General features: G+C 65.1%; 14 protein-coding genes and 1 tRNA gene. 9 read left to right on the top strand and 6 right to left on the bottom strand.

The window, feature by feature from the left end; genetic code table 11:
* Nucleotides 1–230: 230 nt before the first annotated feature.
* Together BIWAKO_RS15945 and BIWAKO_RS15940 are read right to left on the bottom strand one after the other, a co-directional pair.
* Nucleotides 231–2,921 carry a bifunctional acetate--CoA ligase family protein/GNAT family N-acetyltransferase gene (locus BIWAKO_RS15945; RefSeq protein WP_069879494.1) on the bottom strand — a complete coding sequence of 897 codons (2,691 nt, stop codon included), beginning with the start codon at nt 2,919–2,921 and terminating at the stop codon, nt 231–233.
* 89 nt (nt 2,922–3,010) lie between these two features.
* Nucleotides 3,011–3,853 carry a universal stress protein gene (locus tag BIWAKO_RS15940; protein WP_069879493.1) on the bottom strand — a complete coding sequence of 281 codons (843 nt, stop codon included), beginning with the start codon at nt 3,851–3,853 and terminating at the stop codon, nt 3,011–3,013.
* A gap of 138 nt (nt 3,854–3,991) precedes the next feature.
* Here BIWAKO_RS15940 and BIWAKO_RS15935 point away from each other — a divergent pair, with 138 nt between their 5' ends.
* The 7 genes from BIWAKO_RS15935 to BIWAKO_RS15905 all read left to right on the top strand — a co-directional run bounded on the left by BIWAKO_RS15935 (nt 3,992) and on the right by BIWAKO_RS15905 (nt 10,687).
* Complete coding sequence (locus BIWAKO_RS15935) at nt 3,992–4,393, top strand: hypothetical protein (protein ID WP_069882537.1); 402 nt, start codon at nt 3,992–3,994, stop codon at nt 4,391–4,393.
* A gap of 124 nt (nt 4,394–4,517) precedes the next feature.
* The gene (locus BIWAKO_RS15930) at nt 4,518–5,360 is read left to right on the top strand and encodes a universal stress protein (RefSeq protein ID WP_069879492.1); all 843 of its coding nucleotides are present in this window, start codon (nt 4,518–4,520) and stop codon (nt 5,358–5,360) included.
* A 76-nt stretch (nt 5,361–5,436) separates the two neighbouring features.
* Nucleotides 5,437–7,329 (top strand): heavy metal translocating P-type ATPase, encoded by a 1,893-nt coding sequence (locus tag BIWAKO_RS15925; RefSeq protein WP_244523458.1) that lies wholly within the window; start codon nt 5,437–5,439, stop codon nt 7,327–7,329.
* A gap of 249 nt (nt 7,330–7,578) precedes the next feature.
* Nucleotides 7,579–7,842, top strand: a complete 264-nt coding sequence (locus BIWAKO_RS15920) for a DUF3302 domain-containing protein (protein ID WP_069882535.1) — start codon at nt 7,579–7,581, stop codon at nt 7,840–7,842.
* Complete coding sequence (locus tag BIWAKO_RS15915; RefSeq protein WP_069879491.1) at nt 7,839–8,780, top strand: HlyD family secretion protein; 942 nt, start codon at nt 7,839–7,841, stop codon at nt 8,778–8,780. The genes BIWAKO_RS15920 and BIWAKO_RS15915 overlap by 4 nt, the downstream gene beginning before the upstream one ends.
* A 261-nt stretch (nt 8,781–9,041) precedes the next feature.
* Nucleotides 9,042–9,332: a hypothetical protein gene (locus BIWAKO_RS15910; RefSeq protein ID WP_069879490.1), complete on the top strand. Its 291-nt coding sequence runs from the start codon at nt 9,042–9,044 to the stop codon at nt 9,330–9,332.
* Between the two features lie 95 nt (nt 9,333–9,427).
* Entirely contained in the window at nt 9,428–10,687 is a 1,260-nt protein-coding gene (locus BIWAKO_RS15905; protein WP_069882534.1) for an alpha/beta hydrolase, read from the top strand.
* A gap of 128 nt (nt 10,688–10,815) precedes the next feature.
* Here BIWAKO_RS15905 and BIWAKO_RS34815 read toward each other — a convergent pair whose 3' ends face one another.
* Together BIWAKO_RS34815 and BIWAKO_RS15895 are read right to left on the bottom strand one after the other, a co-directional pair.
* Nucleotides 10,816–12,258, bottom strand: a complete 1,443-nt coding sequence (locus tag BIWAKO_RS34815) for an ATP-binding protein (RefSeq protein WP_084651449.1) — start codon at nt 12,256–12,258, stop codon at nt 10,816–10,818.
* Nucleotides 12,255–13,178 carry a response regulator gene (locus BIWAKO_RS15895; protein ID WP_371331984.1) on the bottom strand — a complete coding sequence of 308 codons (924 nt, stop codon included), beginning with the start codon at nt 13,176–13,178 and terminating at the stop codon, nt 12,255–12,257. The genes BIWAKO_RS34815 and BIWAKO_RS15895 overlap by 4 nt, the downstream gene beginning before the upstream one ends.
* 113 nt (nt 13,179–13,291) lie before the next feature.
* Between BIWAKO_RS15895 and BIWAKO_RS15890 the strand changes: the two genes are divergently transcribed.
* A complete protein-coding gene (locus BIWAKO_RS15890; RefSeq protein WP_244523457.1) occupies nt 13,292–14,026 on the top strand; it encodes a MipA/OmpV family protein in 735 nt (244 codons plus the stop codon).
* 298 nt (nt 14,027–14,324) lie between these two features.
* Nucleotides 14,325–15,617 (top strand): TAXI family TRAP transporter solute-binding subunit, encoded by a 1,293-nt coding sequence (locus BIWAKO_RS15885; protein ID WP_176733332.1) that lies wholly within the window; start codon nt 14,325–14,327, stop codon nt 15,615–15,617.
* A 137-nt stretch (nt 15,618–15,754) separates the two neighbouring features.
* Here BIWAKO_RS15885 and BIWAKO_RS15880 read toward each other — a convergent pair whose 3' ends face one another.
* Both BIWAKO_RS15880 and BIWAKO_RS15875 read right to left on the bottom strand, forming a co-directional pair.
* On the bottom strand, nt 15,755–17,185 hold the full coding sequence (locus tag BIWAKO_RS15880) for an IS1182 family transposase (protein ID WP_069879486.1): 1,431 nt from the start codon (nt 17,183–17,185) through the stop codon (nt 15,755–15,757).
* A gap of 188 nt (nt 17,186–17,373) precedes the next feature.
* Nucleotides 17,374–17,448: transfer RNA gene (locus tag BIWAKO_RS15875), tRNA-Gln, on the bottom strand.
* Nucleotides 17,449–17,496: the final 48 nt, after the last annotated feature.

Below are 17,496 nucleotides of genomic sequence, written 5' to 3'. Positions count from 1 at the left end.
ACGCAGATGGAAAGCGACGGGCCAATCCTCACGGCAGACACATCGCGCCGGCAACAGGCTTCTGCCGCGCGATCGAGCAAGTCTAGGGGCGTTGAAGTCGCGGGTACGGCGCGAGACCGGGTCTGACACCACAGCGTCCCTGGGCGACGAGACGGGTGAGAAGCGAGCGCCGAGCGGTCAGCTGCCCCGCGATGGCCCAGCCGGCCCGGCGGTCGACGCGGAAAGCAGGTTCACGGTTTCGGCTCCGGCACGTCGAGCTTCAGCTCGACATGAACCGTATCGCCATCGGCATGCGTAACGCGGAAGCCCAGATCGCTCGCCATGTGCAGCATCGGAACATTATGCGCCAGCACTTCGCCGAAGAGCCGCTGGTAGCCCTGCTCCCGCGCATGCGTGATGATTTCGGCCATGAGGCGATAGCCGAGGCCCCGCCCCTTCATGTCGGAGCGGACGAGGATCGCATATTCCGCCGTCTTGCGCTCAGGGTCGCCCGAGATCCTGACGACGCCGAAGATCGGCCCCACCCCATAGGGCGCACCAAGCTCCCCCGCGACCAGGGCCATTTCCCTGTCATAGTCGATCTGCGACAGCCGGGCGGCCGTTGCATGCGGAAAGATCTTTACCGGTCCCAGGAAGCGCATTCGCAGATCGTCCGGCGTACACAACGCGACCATCTCCGCGAGAGCGCTCTCGTCCTCGGGCCGGATCGGGCGCAGATGGAGCTGCGTGCCGTCGCCAAGCGCGATCTCGCGCTCGAGTTGGTGCGGATAGGGGCTGATTGCCAGTCCAAGACGGCGCCCTTTCTTGCCAGCGATGACGATCCGGGCATCGAGCGCAATGCAGCCTTCGTAGTTGGCGAGAAGCGGATTGATGTCGAGCTCGATGATCTCGGGCAGCTGCACGACCAGCTCCGACAGGCGAACGAGAATATCGACGACTGGTTCGAGCGGCACGGCGGGAACGTCGCGAAACCCCGCCAGTAACCGCGCAACCCGCGTGCGGGAGATCATGTCGCGCGCCAGGACCGAATTCAGCGGCGGCAACCCGATGGCGCGGTCCCCGATCACCTCCGTCGCGGTGCCGCCGCGTCCGAACAGGATCACGGGACCGAAGGTTTCATCCTGAGCAATGCCGAGGATCAGTTCGTGTGCCTTCGGTCGGGAGATCATGGGCTGGATCGCAAAGCCATCGATCCGCGCCGTGGGTCGAATCCGGCCCACGCGCTCCAGCATCTCGCGCGCCGCAGCCTCGACCTCCGCCCTGCTCTTCAGGCCCAGGACGACGCCGCCGACATCGGATTTGTGGATGATGTCATGCGAGAGAACCTTCAGCGCCACCGGCACTGCGATCACCTCGAAACATGCTCCGGCCTCCTCCGGGGTCGCCGCCAGTTTCGTCTCGACGGTGGGTATCCCGAACAGCCCAAGCAGTTGCTTGGATTCCGGTTCCGTCAGCGACGTGCGTTTCTCGCGCAAGGCTGCCCGGATGAGTTTGCGCGCCGCCTCGACCTGCCTGGGCGCAATCGCGACGCCGGCTGTCGGGGTTTCCAGCAGAAGCTCCTGGTTTCGCCGGAAGGCGGCGAGATGACTGAAGGCCCGGACCGCCTCTTCCGGCGTCGCAAAATTCGGAAGTCCGCCTTCGCGCAGATGCGCCCTGGCGGCCTGCGCGAGCGTGCCGCCGAGCCAGCTCGTCATGACGGGAACATGCTTCTGCCGCGCGACAACCCGGGAGACGGCACGTGCCGTCTCCGCGCCGTCGGCGACCGCGGAGGGACAGTTGATGACCAGGACGGCATCGCTCTCGCGCTCTTCCAGCAGCGCTTCCAGCGCAGCCGCGTAACGATCTCCCGTGGCGTCGCCCAGGACATCGACGGGGTTCCCGCGCGACCAACCTTCAGGCAGCACGCTGTCTAGCTTGGCGATCACCGCCGGGCTGAGGGTCGCGACGCGGTTTCCCCGCTCTCCGACGGCATCGACGGCGAGGATGCCGGCGCCGCCCCCATTGGTCAGAATGGTCAGCCGGTCGCCGGTGACGCGAACTCCCTTTGCCAGGATCTCGGCCGCGGCGAAGAGCTCATCGAGCTCGGCCACCCGCAACAGGCCGGCGCGCCGAAAGGCAGCGTCATAGACTGCGTCCGCGCCCGCAAGTGCGCCGGTATGCGACAGTGCCGCCCGCGCTCCGGCGGCACTGCGCCCGGCCTTTACCACGATGACGGGCTTCATGCGCGCCAGCGCCCGGGCTGCCGACATGAACTTGCGGGCATGGGAGATGTTCTCGACATAGAGCAGCACCGAGCGCGCCGTCGGATCCGTGCCGAGGTAATCGAGCATGTCGCCCGCGTCGACATCGCTGGTGTCGCCGAGCGCAATCGCGTGCGAAAGGCCGATACTGCGCCGGTCAGCCCAGTCGAGCAGCGCCGACATGATGCCGCCGGACTGGCTGACAATGGCGATATGGCCTGGCCGCGGCGTCAGATGCGCGAAGCTCGCATTGATCGCGCGGGGGGAGGAAATCAGGCCGAGGCAGTTCGGCCCGACGATGCGCATCAGATGAGCCTTGGCCGCATCGAGCATCCGTTGCCGCAGCCCATCCTTGGCCGCACTGTCGCCAAAGCCGTTGCTGATCACGATTGCGGCGCGGCAGCCGCGTTGTCCGAGCTCCGATATCAGCTCGGGAACCGCCGCTGCCGGCGTCGCCAGGACGGCAAGGTCGGGCGTGACAGGGAGTTCTGCTACGGAGCGATAGCTCAACGCCGCGCGGATAGCCGTTTCATGCGGATTGACCGCCATGATCGGCCCCTTGAACCCCGCGCCATAGAGATTGGCGGCAAGCGTCGCCCCGACCGAACCGGGCTGATTGCTCGCCCCGATCAGGGCGATCGCGCGGGGATTGAAGAGCGCGTCAAAATTCCGAATGCTCATGAGCGGAAACCGGGCTGAACGCGCCCGGTCTCAAGCCGGGAGTGGCTCAACCGCGCGTTTGCAGAGTTGAGCCATTTTCCCCGCAACGATCAATGGCACATGAAGAGCGGCACCTTGCTGTTCTTGAGCAGGGACTGCGTCACCCCGCCGAGCAGCCATTCGCGCAGGCGGGAATGGCGATAGCCACCCGACACGATGAAACCGGCACCGAACTCGGCCGCCTCGTCCTGGAGTGCGGTCGCGACATCGCGCCCCTTGCCGAGCGCCACCGTCTTGACCGTGACGTCGACGCCATGACGCGCAAGATGAGGTGCCAGCTCGACGCCGGGCACCGCGTTGGACAGGTCCTTCTCGCCGGTGACCGAGACGATCTCGACAGCCTTGGCGGCTCGCAGGAATGGCAAGGCATCGGCGACCGCACGCGCCGCGCTCGCCCCGCCGTCCCAGGCGATGACGATGGTCTCTCCGGAGAAGCCGGGATGGCCAGGCGGAACGACCAGGACCGGCCTGCCGCTCTCGAACAGAGCCGTCTCGATCAGGCCGCGATCGATGGCCAGCGTCGTCGGCTCCGCATCCAGGATTGAAAGGTCGTTGACGCGGGCATGGTCGAGAAAACGCTGCAGCAGGCTGCTGTAGATCAGTTGAGGGCTCTCGACCGTGCTGACCACGCCGGCAAGATTGGCCGCGAAGCGGGCGTCGGAGGCCAGCTTCTGCGCGAGGCCGGCGATGCGCCGATTCTCCGACGCGACGATCGCGCCGCTGAAATCATCGATCATCGAATAGGGCACGGAGAACCGGCTTGCCGCTGCCTGCACCGTCAGATGCGCATTCGTCTGCCGTGCCAACGAAAGCCCGTAGCCGACGGCAAGGTTCTCCTCGGTCTGCCCCTCCTCCGTCACCGCGACCAATATGCTCTTGATGCCTTCGATCATGTCGTCCTCCAGTATGCGAAAGAACCTCCACCGGCCCGGCAGGAACGTCCTTGCGCCAGATCAAACCGGACACGCCCGAAATATGCGCGATTGATCGTGGCACGGATATCCAAGCGGCAGAAAGGACGGACGACCATCATGCTTTATGTCATCACCCTTCATCTCGCCCGGACGAGCGGCTATCCCAATGGCAGCCCGCGACATGGCTACGAGATCACCGCACCGCTCGACCTTGGCGGACATATCGATGCGGCCGCCTGGCAGGACCAACGCGATCTCTGCCGCGACAGGCGCTTCTCGACGGAAGAGCCGGATCGTCACGGCTGGCTCCGGCGCCGGGCAGGAGGCGCCGGCGGCGCGACCTGGTTCATCGACTATGACGATGCCGGCAGCGATGACGACGAGGCCGGCTACCGGCTCGACCGGCACCGCTTCGTCGTCGACGACTATGTCTCCATCCGCGACGGTGAGGGCCACCTGCAGCCCTTCCAGATCATTGCCGTGAAACCGAGAGCCCCCGTCAAACCCGCGATCGCCTGAAGGCACCTACGGCATCTGCGCGGTACCGGCGTGCAAGGGGCCGCCTTGCTCCACATCAATGCGTCCCGGCACACTGGGCCAGATCATAGATGCCACGGATTTATAGAGATTTGGGGGACATGCGATGACAGCAACGGTGAAAGCGCAAGCGGGCTACGCCAGCATCATGGTGCCGCTGAACCTCGGCAGCGGTGCGGCCCATCGGGTCAAGCTGGCTGCCTCATTGGCCGATCGCTTCGGCAGCCGGCTGATCGGCATCGCCGCAGAAGACTTCGTGCTCCCCTATGTCGGAGACGGTCTGGCGAGCGTCGACGCGCTCCTGATCGAGGAGAGCAAGCGCGCAGTCTCAGCAGACCTTGCCCGCGCCGAAGCGATTTTCCGCAAGGCCGCCGGCGACATGACGCACCTCGTCTGGCGCAGCGCCATCGAAACATCGCGGAACTTCGTTCTCGATCAGGCCCGCGCAGCCGATCTCGTGGTGCTGGCGCGCCAAGCCCATCACGATCCCGTCCAGGGAGGGATGAGCCTTTCTCCGGGAGATCTGGTCATGTCGCTCGGCCGGCCGCTCCTCGTCGTCCCGCCCGACGTCAGCTATCTGTCCGGCAAGCATATCGTGGTCGCCTGGAAGGATACGCGCGAAGCGCGGCGTGCCGTGCGGGATGCCCTGCCGCTTCTGGTGCAGGCGGAATCCGTGACTGTCCTGTCGATCGGCCCGGATGCCGAAGATCAGGGCGCCGAAGACGTGCGCGACTACCTCACCCTGCACGGGGTGGCGGCAAAGACGGTGCTGCGAACCGACAGTGCCAAGCACGTGGTCAACGAATTGATCGACTTTGCGACCGAACACGGTGCCGATCTCATCGTTTCCGGCGCCTATGGTCACAACCGCATGCGGGAGTGGATGTTTGGCGGCATGACGCGCGATCTGCTGCAAGCCTCACCCGTCTGCTGCTTGATGTCGCATTGAGACCACGCAGGCTTGGCGAGCCCCCGTCACCCGCATGACATTGCGGAGGCGGGCCCGGCTCGCATCGGAGGTTCAGGTGCCCCAGTCCCGAGCGGAGGCCCTGGCGCAGCCCGGCCACGAAAGCTGGGCGGGACAGTTCTCCCGGCTCTGTCGCCAGCATCTCGACCTGTTTCTCGTCGGCGTTGCCCTGACCGGGCTCGTTGCCGGCGGCTGGCTCTGGTGGATCGGCCTGGCGTCTTCCGCCAGTCGCGCCTGGACTGTTGCGACCATCCCGGTGCTGCTGGCGCTCATCATCCAGATCGTCAGGTCGCTGCGCCGCGGCGATGTCGGCCTCGATATCGTCGCTGCCCTGTCGATGTCGGCGGCGTTTGCCTTCGGCGAAAGTCTGGCCGGCAATGTCGTGGCGTTGATGTATGCCGGCGGCCAACTCCTCGAGAACTTTGCCCACGGGCGAGCGCGTCGGGAAATGTCTGCCCTCCTGGGCCGGGTCGCCTTCAACGCCATGCGCTATCGCGGCGGGGCACTCGAGGAGGTTTCGATCGCAGCGATCCGCCAGGGAGATCGTCTTCTGATGCGCACCGGGGAGGTGCTGCCGGTCGACGGCCATGTCGCAAGCGGCACCGCCGTGCTCGACCTTTCGGCTTTGACCGGAGAATCCGTGCCGAAGAGCCTGATCCGGGGCGCCGAGGTGCTCAGCGGAGCGACGCTGCTCGGCGCGCCTTTCGATCTGATCGCAAGCCGGCCGGCGGCCGAGAGCACCTATGCCGGGATCGTCAAGCTGGTGGAACAGGCGCAGGCGAGCAAGGCACCTATGGCTCGTCTGGCAGACCGATACGCCATCGGTTTTCTCGTGCTGACGCTCGCAATCGCCGGAGCGGCCTGGCTGCTGAGCAGCGACCCGATCCGCGCCCTGGCGGTCCTCGTCGTGGCGACGCCCTGTCCCTTGATCCTCGCCGTGCCGGTCGCGATCATTTCAGGCATCTCGAAGACCGCGCGTGGCGGCGCACTAGTCAAGGACGGCAGCGTGCTCGAAGCCCTGGCGCGAGTGCAAACAGCCATTCTCGACAAGACCGGTACGCTCACCCAGGGCCGGCCGACGATTACCGAGATCCGCACCTGCAACGGCTTTGCTGCGACGGAGGTGCTGACCCTGGCTGCGAGCCTCGATCAGGCCTCCGCACATGTCGTGGCGGTTTCACTGATCCGAGCCGCTTCCGACGCCGGACTGACGCTTCTGCCCCCTTCGGATATCTCCGAAACACCGGGAAAGGGCATCGAGGGACTGGTCGGCACCAGACGCATCGCACTGGGCGGTGGTTCCTATGTGCGCAGCCGCAGCCGCGGCGGTGATCCGGACGCGCTGGTCGCGGACGCCCCGCCAAACGCTCTGACCGTGGCCGTGGCCGCGGACGGGCTGCTCGCCGGCGTCATTCTGCTTCGCGATCAACTGCGCGACGATGCGCACTCGACGCTTCAATCCCTCCGCGCCGCGGGAATCGAACGGATCGTGCTCGCCTCCGGAGATCTTGACCAGATTGCCCGGACAGTGGGCGCTGACCTTGGCGTCGATCAGGTTCTGGGAGACCTGACGCCGGAGGGCAAGGTCGCCGTCGTGCGCCACGAAGCGGAGAGCCGAGCGGTGATGATGGTGGGCGACGGCGTCAACGACGCGCCCGCACTTGCCGCCGCGGATGTTGGGGTCGCAATGGGCGCGCGCGGCGCGGCCGCGTCGTCGCAAGCAGCCGGCGTCGTATTGCTGGTCGACGAACTGCAGCCGCTGGCGAATGCACTCGTGGTTGCCCGGCGCACGCGCGGCATCGCGTTGCAAAGCGTCTTCGTCGGCCTTGGGCTGTCGCTCGTCGGAATGCTCGTTGCGGCCCTCGGTTACCTTCCCCCGGTTCAGGGGGCGCTGTTCCAGGAAGCAATCGACATCGTGGTCATCCTGAACGCACTCCGGGCCCTGCGCTGACGCGAACATCCGTTGAGCGGCTTCCTGGCAAATGAGGGCTTTGCGCCGCCTCCCTTCCAGCTTCGGCGCTGGCACTCGCGCGCCCCGCGCCAGCTGCGATCGGGTCCTGATGCTTGTGGCCAGATCCTTGGGCGCCGCCCCTGAGCATTCCAACAATCGAGCGCGACTTTCGGCTGCTTGTCAGTATCCTGCGACCCCCATGTCATGGCCGACCGGCCGCCGGTGCAGATCGAGAGTGGACGGAGGCCCATGAGCGCGCTTGATATATTCGCCTGGATTGTCCTGGTCGTGCTCGTGTGCAGCACGGTTTTCGTCATCGTCTTCATGGCCATGCTTCCGGGCATGATCGCCAAGCGACGCAATCATCCCTGGGCCCAGGCAGTGGCCGTCGGCGGCTGGGTGACGTTGTTCCTGGGTTTCGTTCTGTGGCCGGCCGTCCTGATCTGGGCCTATGTCGACGTGCCAGCCCGCATTGTCGACGCGCCTGCGCGCCCGCAGGAGTCCGCCCGATGATCGTCGTCTTGCTCAACGTCTATCTTGCCCTGCTGTTCGTGCTGGTGAAATTCCGGATCGTTCCGTTCAACCTGTTCTGGAAGGTCTCGCCGGTCCTGGTCCTGCTCCTCTTGCTGATCGGCCTGTTCATCCCGATGAACTGGGGCGCGCCGCAAGGCCCGGCGCTGGCCATCCGGCAATCCGTCGCCATCGTCCCTGATGTCGCCGGCGAGGTGATTGACGTCCCCGTCGAGCCGAACACGCCGTTGAAGGCGGGTGCCGTGCTGTTCAAGATCGACCCCGTGCCCTACGAGGCCCAGGTCAAGGCGCTGGAAGCGCAGTTCCAGTTGCAGCAGCAGCGCCTGGCGCAGATGACCCAGCTGCAGAGCACAGGGTCCGGCCGCAGCTTCGATGTCGAGCAACGCCAGGCCGAGGTCGACCAGCTCAAGGCGCAACTCGAGGGCGCCAGGTGGAACCTCGAGAAGACGGTGGTTCGTGCTCCGGCAGCCGGTTACGTCACCAATCTGGCGCTGCGCAAGGGCGCACGCGTCGCCAACCTGCCGCTTGCGCCGGTCATGGCCTTCGTGGACACCGCCGAGACGGTCATCGGCGTCGAGATCCAGCAGATCGATGCCCGTTACATTGCGGCTGGCCAGCCGGTCGAACTGACATTCAAGTACGCCCCCGGGCAGGTCTTCACCGGCAAGGTCGAGACTGTGCTGCAGGCGATCTCGACCGGTCAGGTGCAGATATCGGGGGCGGCGGTGACGCCGAAATCCATCCAGGCAGCCCCCTTTGCCGTGCGCGTGAAACTCGACGACCAGGCCATTGCCGACAAGCTCCCGGCGGGTGCTGCCGGCGATGCCGCCATCTTCACCGATCGCGTCACGGCCGCACATGTCATTCGCAAGGTGCTGCTGCGGCAGATCGCGATCACCAACTACATCAATCCCTTCTGATGCGAACGATCCGGCCGGTGGAGCTCGGCGCGCAACGGCCGCCAGCTCCACCCGCCGGAGCGTCTCGGGATCACGAACAACGAGTTGGTCCGATCCGATCGCCCGGCTCGGCTGATCGGTCGGGCGTTCGCCGTCCACATGATCTCGCGGCGGCGCGTTGACGCCGGCTGCTGCCGCCGGCTTTGATGCAGCGACACTATGCGACCGGCATCGTCCGCTCACGCGGCGGCGGGTTGTTCATCCACACGAAGGATTATCCAGATGCCTACCGGCGGCTTCATCACCACAATCAGCGCCGCGAGGCCCCCCCTTCGCCGGGCCTCCGCGGCCCTCATCCTGCTCGCCGCTCTCGCCGGCTGTACCCAGCGCGAGCCCGTCGCGGCGAACGAGGAGCCGGGCATCCCGATCCGTACGCCGCAGGAGCGCAGCTATCTCGATCCCGGCCCTGCACCGAGCGAAGGCGGCGGGCCCGCCTATGTGCGCGAGAACCGCCGCTCGCCCAATTTCGGCGATCGTTTCGGGGGCGATGTCCTGTCCCGCGCGCCGTACTGACCCCAAGCCATTGCTGAATGATGCGCAGAGCGGCCGTGATCGCTCTGCTGCCTGGCCCTGCGACCTGGATGGCTTTCCGCATGAGACGGCATGGGATGAGGTTCGCTGCGGGGGCACTCGCGTTGTTGCTCGCCGGCTGCGCCGGCGATGTGCAGGGGGTCCTGGCGCCGGTTGCGCATGGCGCTCCCGACGCCAGCAAGGTCACCATGCTTGTGGCGACGACGCGCTCGCCCGACCCGGATAGCGGCGTCCTGTTTTCCGGCGAGCGCGGCGCGAAGTCATCCTTCGCCGAGATCACCGTCTCGATACCGCCCGAGCGCGCCCGGAAGGTTGGTGAGGTCCAATGGCCGAGCCGCCTTCCCGGCGACCCGGAGCGCGAATTCGTGACGCTCAAGGTCGACCGTCTCGACCAGACGGCAGCCTTGGCGCGGTTGCATGCCACAGCGCTGAAGACGCCGAAGCGGCGCGTTCTCCTCTTCGTCCACGGCTTCAACAACCGGTTTGAGGATGCGGTCTATCGCTTCGCCCAGATCGTCCACGATTCCGATGCCAATGTCGTGCCGCTGCTCTTCACCTGGCCCTCGCGCGGCTCGCTCTTCGCTTATGGCTACGACCGCGAGAGCACGAATTATTCGCGCCATGCTCTGGAGGCCATTCTGCAGGCGCTGGCGCGCGATCCCGCGGTCGGCGAAGTCTCGATCCTGGCCCATTCCATGGGCAATTGGCTGGCTCTCGAGTCACTGCGCCAGATGGCGATCCGCAACGGCCAGATCGCGCCGAAGATCGCCAACATCATGCTTGCCTCGCCTGATGTCGATGTCGATGTCTTCCGGACCCAGATTGCCGAGATCGGCAAGAGCCGCTCGAAATTCACCCTCTTCGTCTCGCAGGACGACCGGGCGCTGGCGGTCTCCCGCCGGGTCTGGGGCAGCACGGCGCGGCTGGGCGCGATCAACCCGGAAGCGGAGCCCTATCGCGACGAGCTGGCAGCCGACGGAATTACCGTGCTCGACCTGACCAAGCTCAGATCGGACGACCGACTGAACCACGGAAAATTCGCCGAGAGCCCCGAGGTCGTGCGGCTGATCGGCACCCGCCTCGTCGCCGGCCAGTCCATCACCGATTCGCGCGTCGGCCTCGGCGACCGGCTGATGGCAGTCACCGCCGGTGCCGCTGCAACGGTTGGAACTGCGGCTGGACTTGCGATTGCAGCACCGATCGCCATTGTCGACCCGCATACTCGCCGCAATTTCAATGGTCGCATCGAGCAGCTGGGGGACTCGATCAGCGACACCGCCAGCACGACCGGCGATGCCCTGACCACACCGCTGTTGAACCCGGGGCACACACAGTAGCGGGATCGCTTAACCCGGATGTCCCAGCCGCCTGCAGGCGACGCAACGCTTCCAGATGTTGCCGCTCGGACGCCGAACACATCTGGTCGCGCCGGCGAGGCGCGACGGCGGATGCCGTGGAGCACATGTCACATCATACGCGGCATGATCGTCGGTTTCGGCAGGTTCACGGTCACCAGCAGACCGGCCGGCTGGGCCGAAGCGAGGGTGACGTCTCCGCCATGCGCGCGGATGACGTCCCGGGCAATCGTGAGCCCGAGGCCGGTGCCGCCGGTCGCGCGACTGCGCGAGCCATCGAGGCGTTGAAACGGAGCAAAGGCGCGTTCGATCTGATCCGGCGCGATCCCTGGCCCGACATCCCTGAGAACAATGACAAGCGCCTGAGCTTCGTCGCGCAGGGTAACGCTGACCCGCTCACCATAGCGCAGGCCATTGTCGATGAGATTTGACAGAGCCCGGCGCATCGCCACGGGCTGGCAGGACAACTGAGCATGATCGGGGCCGACATAGGTGACATGCCCCCCCATATCCGTGAAATTGTCGCAAAGGCTGATCAGGAGCGAGGCGATATCGACCACACTGTGTGGCTCGCGCCGCGCATCGTCGCTCCCGAAGACGAGCGACGACTGGATCATGGTCTCCATCTCGGAAATATTGGACAGGACCTCCTGGCGCTGATCCTTGTCGCGCACATACTCCGCCATGAGCCGCAGCCGCGTGAGCGGCGTGCGCAGGTCATGTGAGATCGCGGCGAGCATGGTGGTCCTCTCATCCACGAAATGCGTGAGGCGCGCTTGCATGTCGTTGAAGGCATGGGCGATCGCGGCATATTCCGGCAGGTCCATGTCACCGATCGGGGTCAGCGCCCGCTCTCGGCCGAGCCGTTCGGCCGCTCCGGCGAGCTGCGTCAGCGGCTTGACCAGACTGCGCGCCATCCAGATGGACAACATGCCGACAAACAACACCCCGCCAATCAGGTCAGCCGCGTTCCGCACGTAGCGCGCGCTGGCCAGCTCGCCGGCGCGCTGCGTCACGATCAGCCAGGACTGATGGGAGAGGCGGACGCCGATCTCGATCTCCGATGCCACGAGTGGGTAGTGCTCGACAGAATCCGCGGCGACGTTGGCCATCAGAGCCGGCAGGCCGGATAGAAGGACGACACCGGTCCTGACCTGACTGAGCAGGTTGCCATAGGGCGTGATATTGACGACGACAGCATCCGCATCGACACCCAATTTCTTGCTGATCTCGGCCTGGAGCGTCGCGCTCGATGCGGGCGAAGGGCCCCTCGGCGCCGCGGGTTGACGCTCACGGATGGCGAAATCGAGCCACTCCTTCGATTTCAGCGAAGACAGCGCCAAATCACGCTGGCTCGCATCAACCGCCGCTACGATCCGTTGAGCGTCGACTGTCGTATCGACAAGCCATTGCGTGTCGAACAACGCGAAATCCGAGGGTGGCACCAGCGCGCGGAGCGCCTCGCCGAGCAGTTGTGTCCCGATGAAGGTGAGGACCACAACAATGGCGATGCGGGGGGCAAACCCCGCCCGCGACCACAGCCTTGCCCTCATGGCGTTGCCTCGGGCGCATCGGCAACCACGTCCGCTGTCCTGACATATCCCTCGCTCCGCACGGTCTTGATGAGCAGTGGCTCCTGCGGATTGATCTCGATCTTGCGGCGCAGCCGGCTGATCTGGACGTCGATGCTGCGATCGAAGATCTGGCTTGCCCTGCCATGGGCCAGATCGAGCAACTGATCGCGGCTGAGAACGCGCTGCGGATGCTCCACGAAGGCCAGCAGCAGATCGAACTGGCCGCTCGTCAGGTCGGTCAGCACATTGTCAGGAGACAGGAAGACCCGGCGTTTCGCATCCAGCGTCCATCCCGCAAACCGAAAGCTCGACCGCACGTGATCGCGCGCAGCTGCGGGAGAGACGCCGGTCCGGCGCAGAACAGCCCGCACCCGCGCCAGAAGCTCACGTGGGTTGAAGGGCTTCGTGACATAATCGTCGGCACCGAGCTCGAGCCCGACGACCCGATCCGTGTCGGATGTCATCGCTGTCAGCAGGATGATCGGAATATTGCTCGTGGCACGGACACGCCGGCAAAGGCTGAGCCCATCCTCTCCCGGCATCATGATATCGAGGACGATGAGGTCGAAGCGCCCTGCTTCCAAGGCTTCGAGCATCTGCGCCCCGGCCTGCGCCTGCGTCACACGCACCCCATGCTCGCTCAGGAACCGCGCGAGGATTCTGAGTATCGTGGCGTCGTCATCGACGATGAGGAGATGAGGGCTGTTCGAGCGGGCCACGCGATGAAGCTCCGGCAGAGAAGTACCCTTGGCCTTCCACATGCCCTTAGGGCAAGCATCATTCTGTAACAGTCTGTTGCAAACCGAAATCCCGGAGACATCGCCCCGCGCCCCCACTGCCCTAGAGATGAGCGTCTCGCGAACGCGACCTGCGCCACTGGGGTTGATGAATGACGTCATTGGAGGCGCTTCGGCGCATTGTGTCGGGCCGTGTGGCCTTGGCCGCATCTGCGCTGGCGCTGATCTGCACGACAGCTCCTGGGAACGCCCATGCGCAGAGTCTTTTCGATCGCATGCCAACGATCCCCGGCGATTGGACCATCACCCTGGGTGCTCAGGGCAAGTTTCTCCCAGAATTCGAAGGTGCTAGCCGCTTCCGCTTCGAACCCTTGCCAATCGTCTCCATTCGCCGGGCCGGCAAGGCTGCGCGCTTTCGCTCCCCTCTGGACGGTGCCGGTCTTTCGTTGATCGACATCGGCGGCTTCCATGGCGGTCTCGTTGGCAAGTACAAGGGCGGGCGCGACGCAGGCGACGACCCCAGGCATTTGCGCGGGCTCGGCGATGTCGACGCCACGATCGAAGCTGGCCTCTTCGCCGAGTTCTGGCCCCGGGATTGGTTCCGGACGCGAATCGAAACGCGTCGTGGTTTCGGCGGTCACAGGGGCTTCGTCGCCGACCTTTCCGCCGATGTCGTCGTTCCCGTCGGGGAACGCTGGACCCTGTCCGGCGGGCCGCGCCTGTCGCCGGCCGACAACAAGGCGACCGCACCGTACTTTGGCGTCGACGCGGCCCAATCGCTGGCCTCCGGGCTTCCCCTCTTCAATGCCAAGGGCGGGCTGCATTCGATCGGCGCCGGCCTGCAGGCGCGGTATCAACTGACGCCGCAATGGGAGGTCCGTGGCTATGTCGAATACGCCCGCCTCAGGGATGATGCGGCATCCAGCCCGCTGGTGACCCGATATGGATCGCCGGACCAGACCACCATCGGCCTCGGCGCGAGCTACTCATTCGACATCAAACTCTGGTGAGGAGATGCTCCTTCGACAGGCTCCGGCGGGGCAACGGCGGACAGCGGCAGAAGGAAGCGCCGGCTTCGGCCGGCATGTGCGCATGCAACGGGCGCGGGAGCGCCGGCAATGACGATAGAACTGGCGAGCGCGCGAGTGTCGTGCAAATCTCCCGGACCTCGCGACCACGTTGCCCCCATTGCAGGCATCTCCCGTGTCGGTTCACGCTCCGAGGCCAGACAAACGTAGTTTTGCGAGTCGGCGCAGAGGCTTTCTGCGCATTCTATTGCTCGCCGTTGCGTCAGCAGCCATCGCAGGCTTGGCTCTGTCCTACAGCACCGTGCGTGATTATGGCTCATTTCAAGCGTCGATACTGACGGGTGCGCCAGGCGGCGCCTATCATTCGCTCGCTTCGAACCTGGCGCTGTTGGCCAGGCGCGACCGGGGGCATCTCGAGGTCATCCCGACAGCGGGTTCGATCGAGAACGCCAAACGCCTGATGACGGACCAGAAATCCTGCGCCGAGAAATTTGCCTTCGTTCAGGACGGCACGCCAGTGCCCGCCGAATCCGGACTCGAGCTATTGGGGCGCTTGCCCGAACCAGAATCGCTCCTGTTTCTGGCGCGGCGCGATCGCCCCTTCGGCAGTTTCTCTGATCTGCGGGGCGCCTCTATCGGAATAGGGCCCGAGAATTCGGGCACGGCGTATCTCGTACGCCAACTGCTCGGTGATCCCGACCTGAAGAAGCTCGACATGCGAACGTCCTATCGCGAGTTGGATGAGCAGGCTCAGCTTGTGGCGAGCGGCAATCTCGATATTGCCGCCTATGTCATGAGAAATGATGCCGAGTTCCTGCGCACGATCATCGGCCGCTATGATCTGGAAATCATCGAGCTCCGAGATTTGAGAGGTTTGACGGACCGCTATCCGTGGCTGACCCTTGGGCGGATTCCGGCCGGCCGATACGACCTGATGCGCCAGGCCCCTGCGACTGACAAATTGGTGCCGCAGGTCAATACGCTCGTCTTGGCCAACACATGCGCGAAGAGAGCCGACCGTATCGAATTGCTGGTGCTCCTGGCGGCTGCGCTCCCGACATTCGTGCGCAGCAACCCGCCGACCTCGACGAGTTCTGCGACCGCGGCTCCGCTAGCGTCCGAAGCGAGGCAGTTCATTCTGACTGGCGAGCCGGAATTCGTAGACCGCTATTTCCCGTGGCTCGTGAACCTCATGTCGCCGGCCTATTGGATCTATCTCGTCATGGCGGTGACGGCGCTTTTCAACCTGCTGAAGGGCATCAGCCGCTTTCGTCTGTGGCGCCTTGATTCCGCACGCGAAAAACTTGAGGCCGAAGCACGGCTCGTGGCGGGCGAGGCCGTCAGCCATGCTCCTGACCTGCATCACCCGACGAAACCCGCCTTGCCGGAGGCCGGTGAGCGCGACGCCATCGAGAACATTCTGGATCGCCTGGCCAGGCTGCGCGAACGGTGTCAGCGATACGCCAATTCGTTCGCGACGCCGATGGGCGAGGAAATGTTCTATCGCTACCAGCAATTCCTGATCGACCGCACGACAGTCGAACTGAAGGCGCGTCTTCGAACGGGCTCATAACCTGTCGCTGCGCGCATGACGTGAACAGCCACATCAAGGGAGGCTATTTGGGGTGATGATCAACGGCCGCCTTCGACCGAGGCCGTGTGGAAACGTCTTTCAGGGTCGTGCTCTGACGATGCGACAGGGTCTGAGGGTCAGGCTCTCATGGCCTTCATCAACGTCGCCGCGCCGAGGATGGCGATGGCCCGCTTGAGATTGTAGGCCAGCACATGGAGGCTCATCTCGGTTCCGACATTGGGGAGGTGGCGGGTCAGGAAGTGACTTCGGCCCATCCAGTCCTTGATCGTGCCGAAGACGTGCTCGACCGTGCGCCTTCGGATCCGCATGGCGTCGGGCATGCGATCGAGCCGGCGCTGCATGGCCTCGATCACCACCTCGTGCTCCCAGCGCTTGATGCGGCGCTGCTTGCCGGTGGTGCATTGGTCTTTGACCAGGCAGGCTCCGCAGCCGTCGGCCCAGTAGGTATGGAGTGTCAGATCCTTCTCGACCGATGAGAAGCGCCATGTGAGCGTCTCGCCGGCGGGACAGCGATAGGTGTCGCTCGGAGCATCGTAGGTGAAGTCCTGCTTGCCCCAGCGCCCGTCGGCTTTGGCCCCTGATGTCAGGGGCTTGGGGACGATGGCGGAGATGCCGATCTCGTCGCAGGCCAGGACCTCCTCGCCTGAGAAGTAGCCGCGATCGGCCAGCACAGTCAGCGCACCGGCTCCTGTCGCATCCTTTGCCTGACGCCCCATGCTGGCGAGCTGGCTGCGGTCGTGGCCGATGTTGGTGACCTCATGAGCCACGATCAGATGATGTTTGGCGTCGACCGCCGCCTGAACGTTGTAGCCGACGAGGCCAGTGCCCTTGCCGTTGGTGGCCATGGCGCGGGCGTCGGGATCGGTCAGCGAGACCTGACGGTCTGGCGCCACCGCGACGACGTGGTCCATCGCCTGGAGGTCACGCATCTGCTGACGCAGGCGATCAAGCCGGTCCTTGAGGCGGATGCTGCGCATCTGCGCGACGTCATCCTCCTGCCGGTCGGCCGTATCGAGCAGCGACAGATAGCGTGCGATGCTTGCCTCCACCTGCTCCATCCGGCGACGGATCGCGCCGGGCGTGAAGTTCTTGTCGCGCGTGTTGACGGCCTTGAACCGGCTGCCGTCCACGGCCACGGTGCCGCCTGCCAGAAGGCCGAGTTGGCGGCACAGCACGACGAACTGCGCGCAGGCAGCCCGGATCGCAGCCCCATTGTCACGGCGAAAGTCGGCGATGGTCTTGAAGTCGGGCGCAAGCTTGCCCGTCAGCCACATCACCTCGACGTTGCGGCCGGCCTCGCGCTCCAGCCGGCGGCTCGACTGAACCTGGTTGAGGTAGCCGTAGAGGTACAGCTTGAGAAGGGTAGCGGGGTGGTATCCAGGCCGCCCCGTCGAGGCCGGGCCGGCAAAGCCCATCGTTCCCAGATCGAGTTCGTCGATGAAGACATCCACCACCCGGACCGGATTATCTTCGCTGACGTAGTCCTCAAGACAGTCGGGCAGGAGCAGTCTCTGCAGCCGGGTCTCGCCTTCGATGTAGCGCGCCATGCAAGCCCTCGGATCGCTCCAGAAAGCCTACCAGATCAGCCCGTTTCCACACAGCCTCCACCCATGTAGGACATTCGTCGCACGGCCACATCTCGACCGTTAGACGCAGAGTGCAAAAGATCGCGCCGGGCTACAGCCGGGCTAGAGGAAGCCTTGGAAAACCGCTTAAAATCAAGATCTTAGATTGTTGGCTGGGGCGCCAGGATTCGAACCTGGGAATGGCGGTACCAAAAACCGCTGCCTTACCACTTGGCGACGCCCCAACGCGCTGCAGCGTTCTAGTGTGCGTCGCGGCTCTGTGCAACCGTCGA

This window comes from Bosea sp. BIWAKO-01 (assembly GCF_001748145.1).
In the GTDB taxonomy this organism is placed as follows: Bacteria; Pseudomonadota; Alphaproteobacteria; order Rhizobiales; family Beijerinckiaceae; genus Allobosea.
The sequence above is the reverse complement of the archived record's forward strand: the minus strand, read 5'-3'. Positions and strand labels throughout refer to the sequence as shown.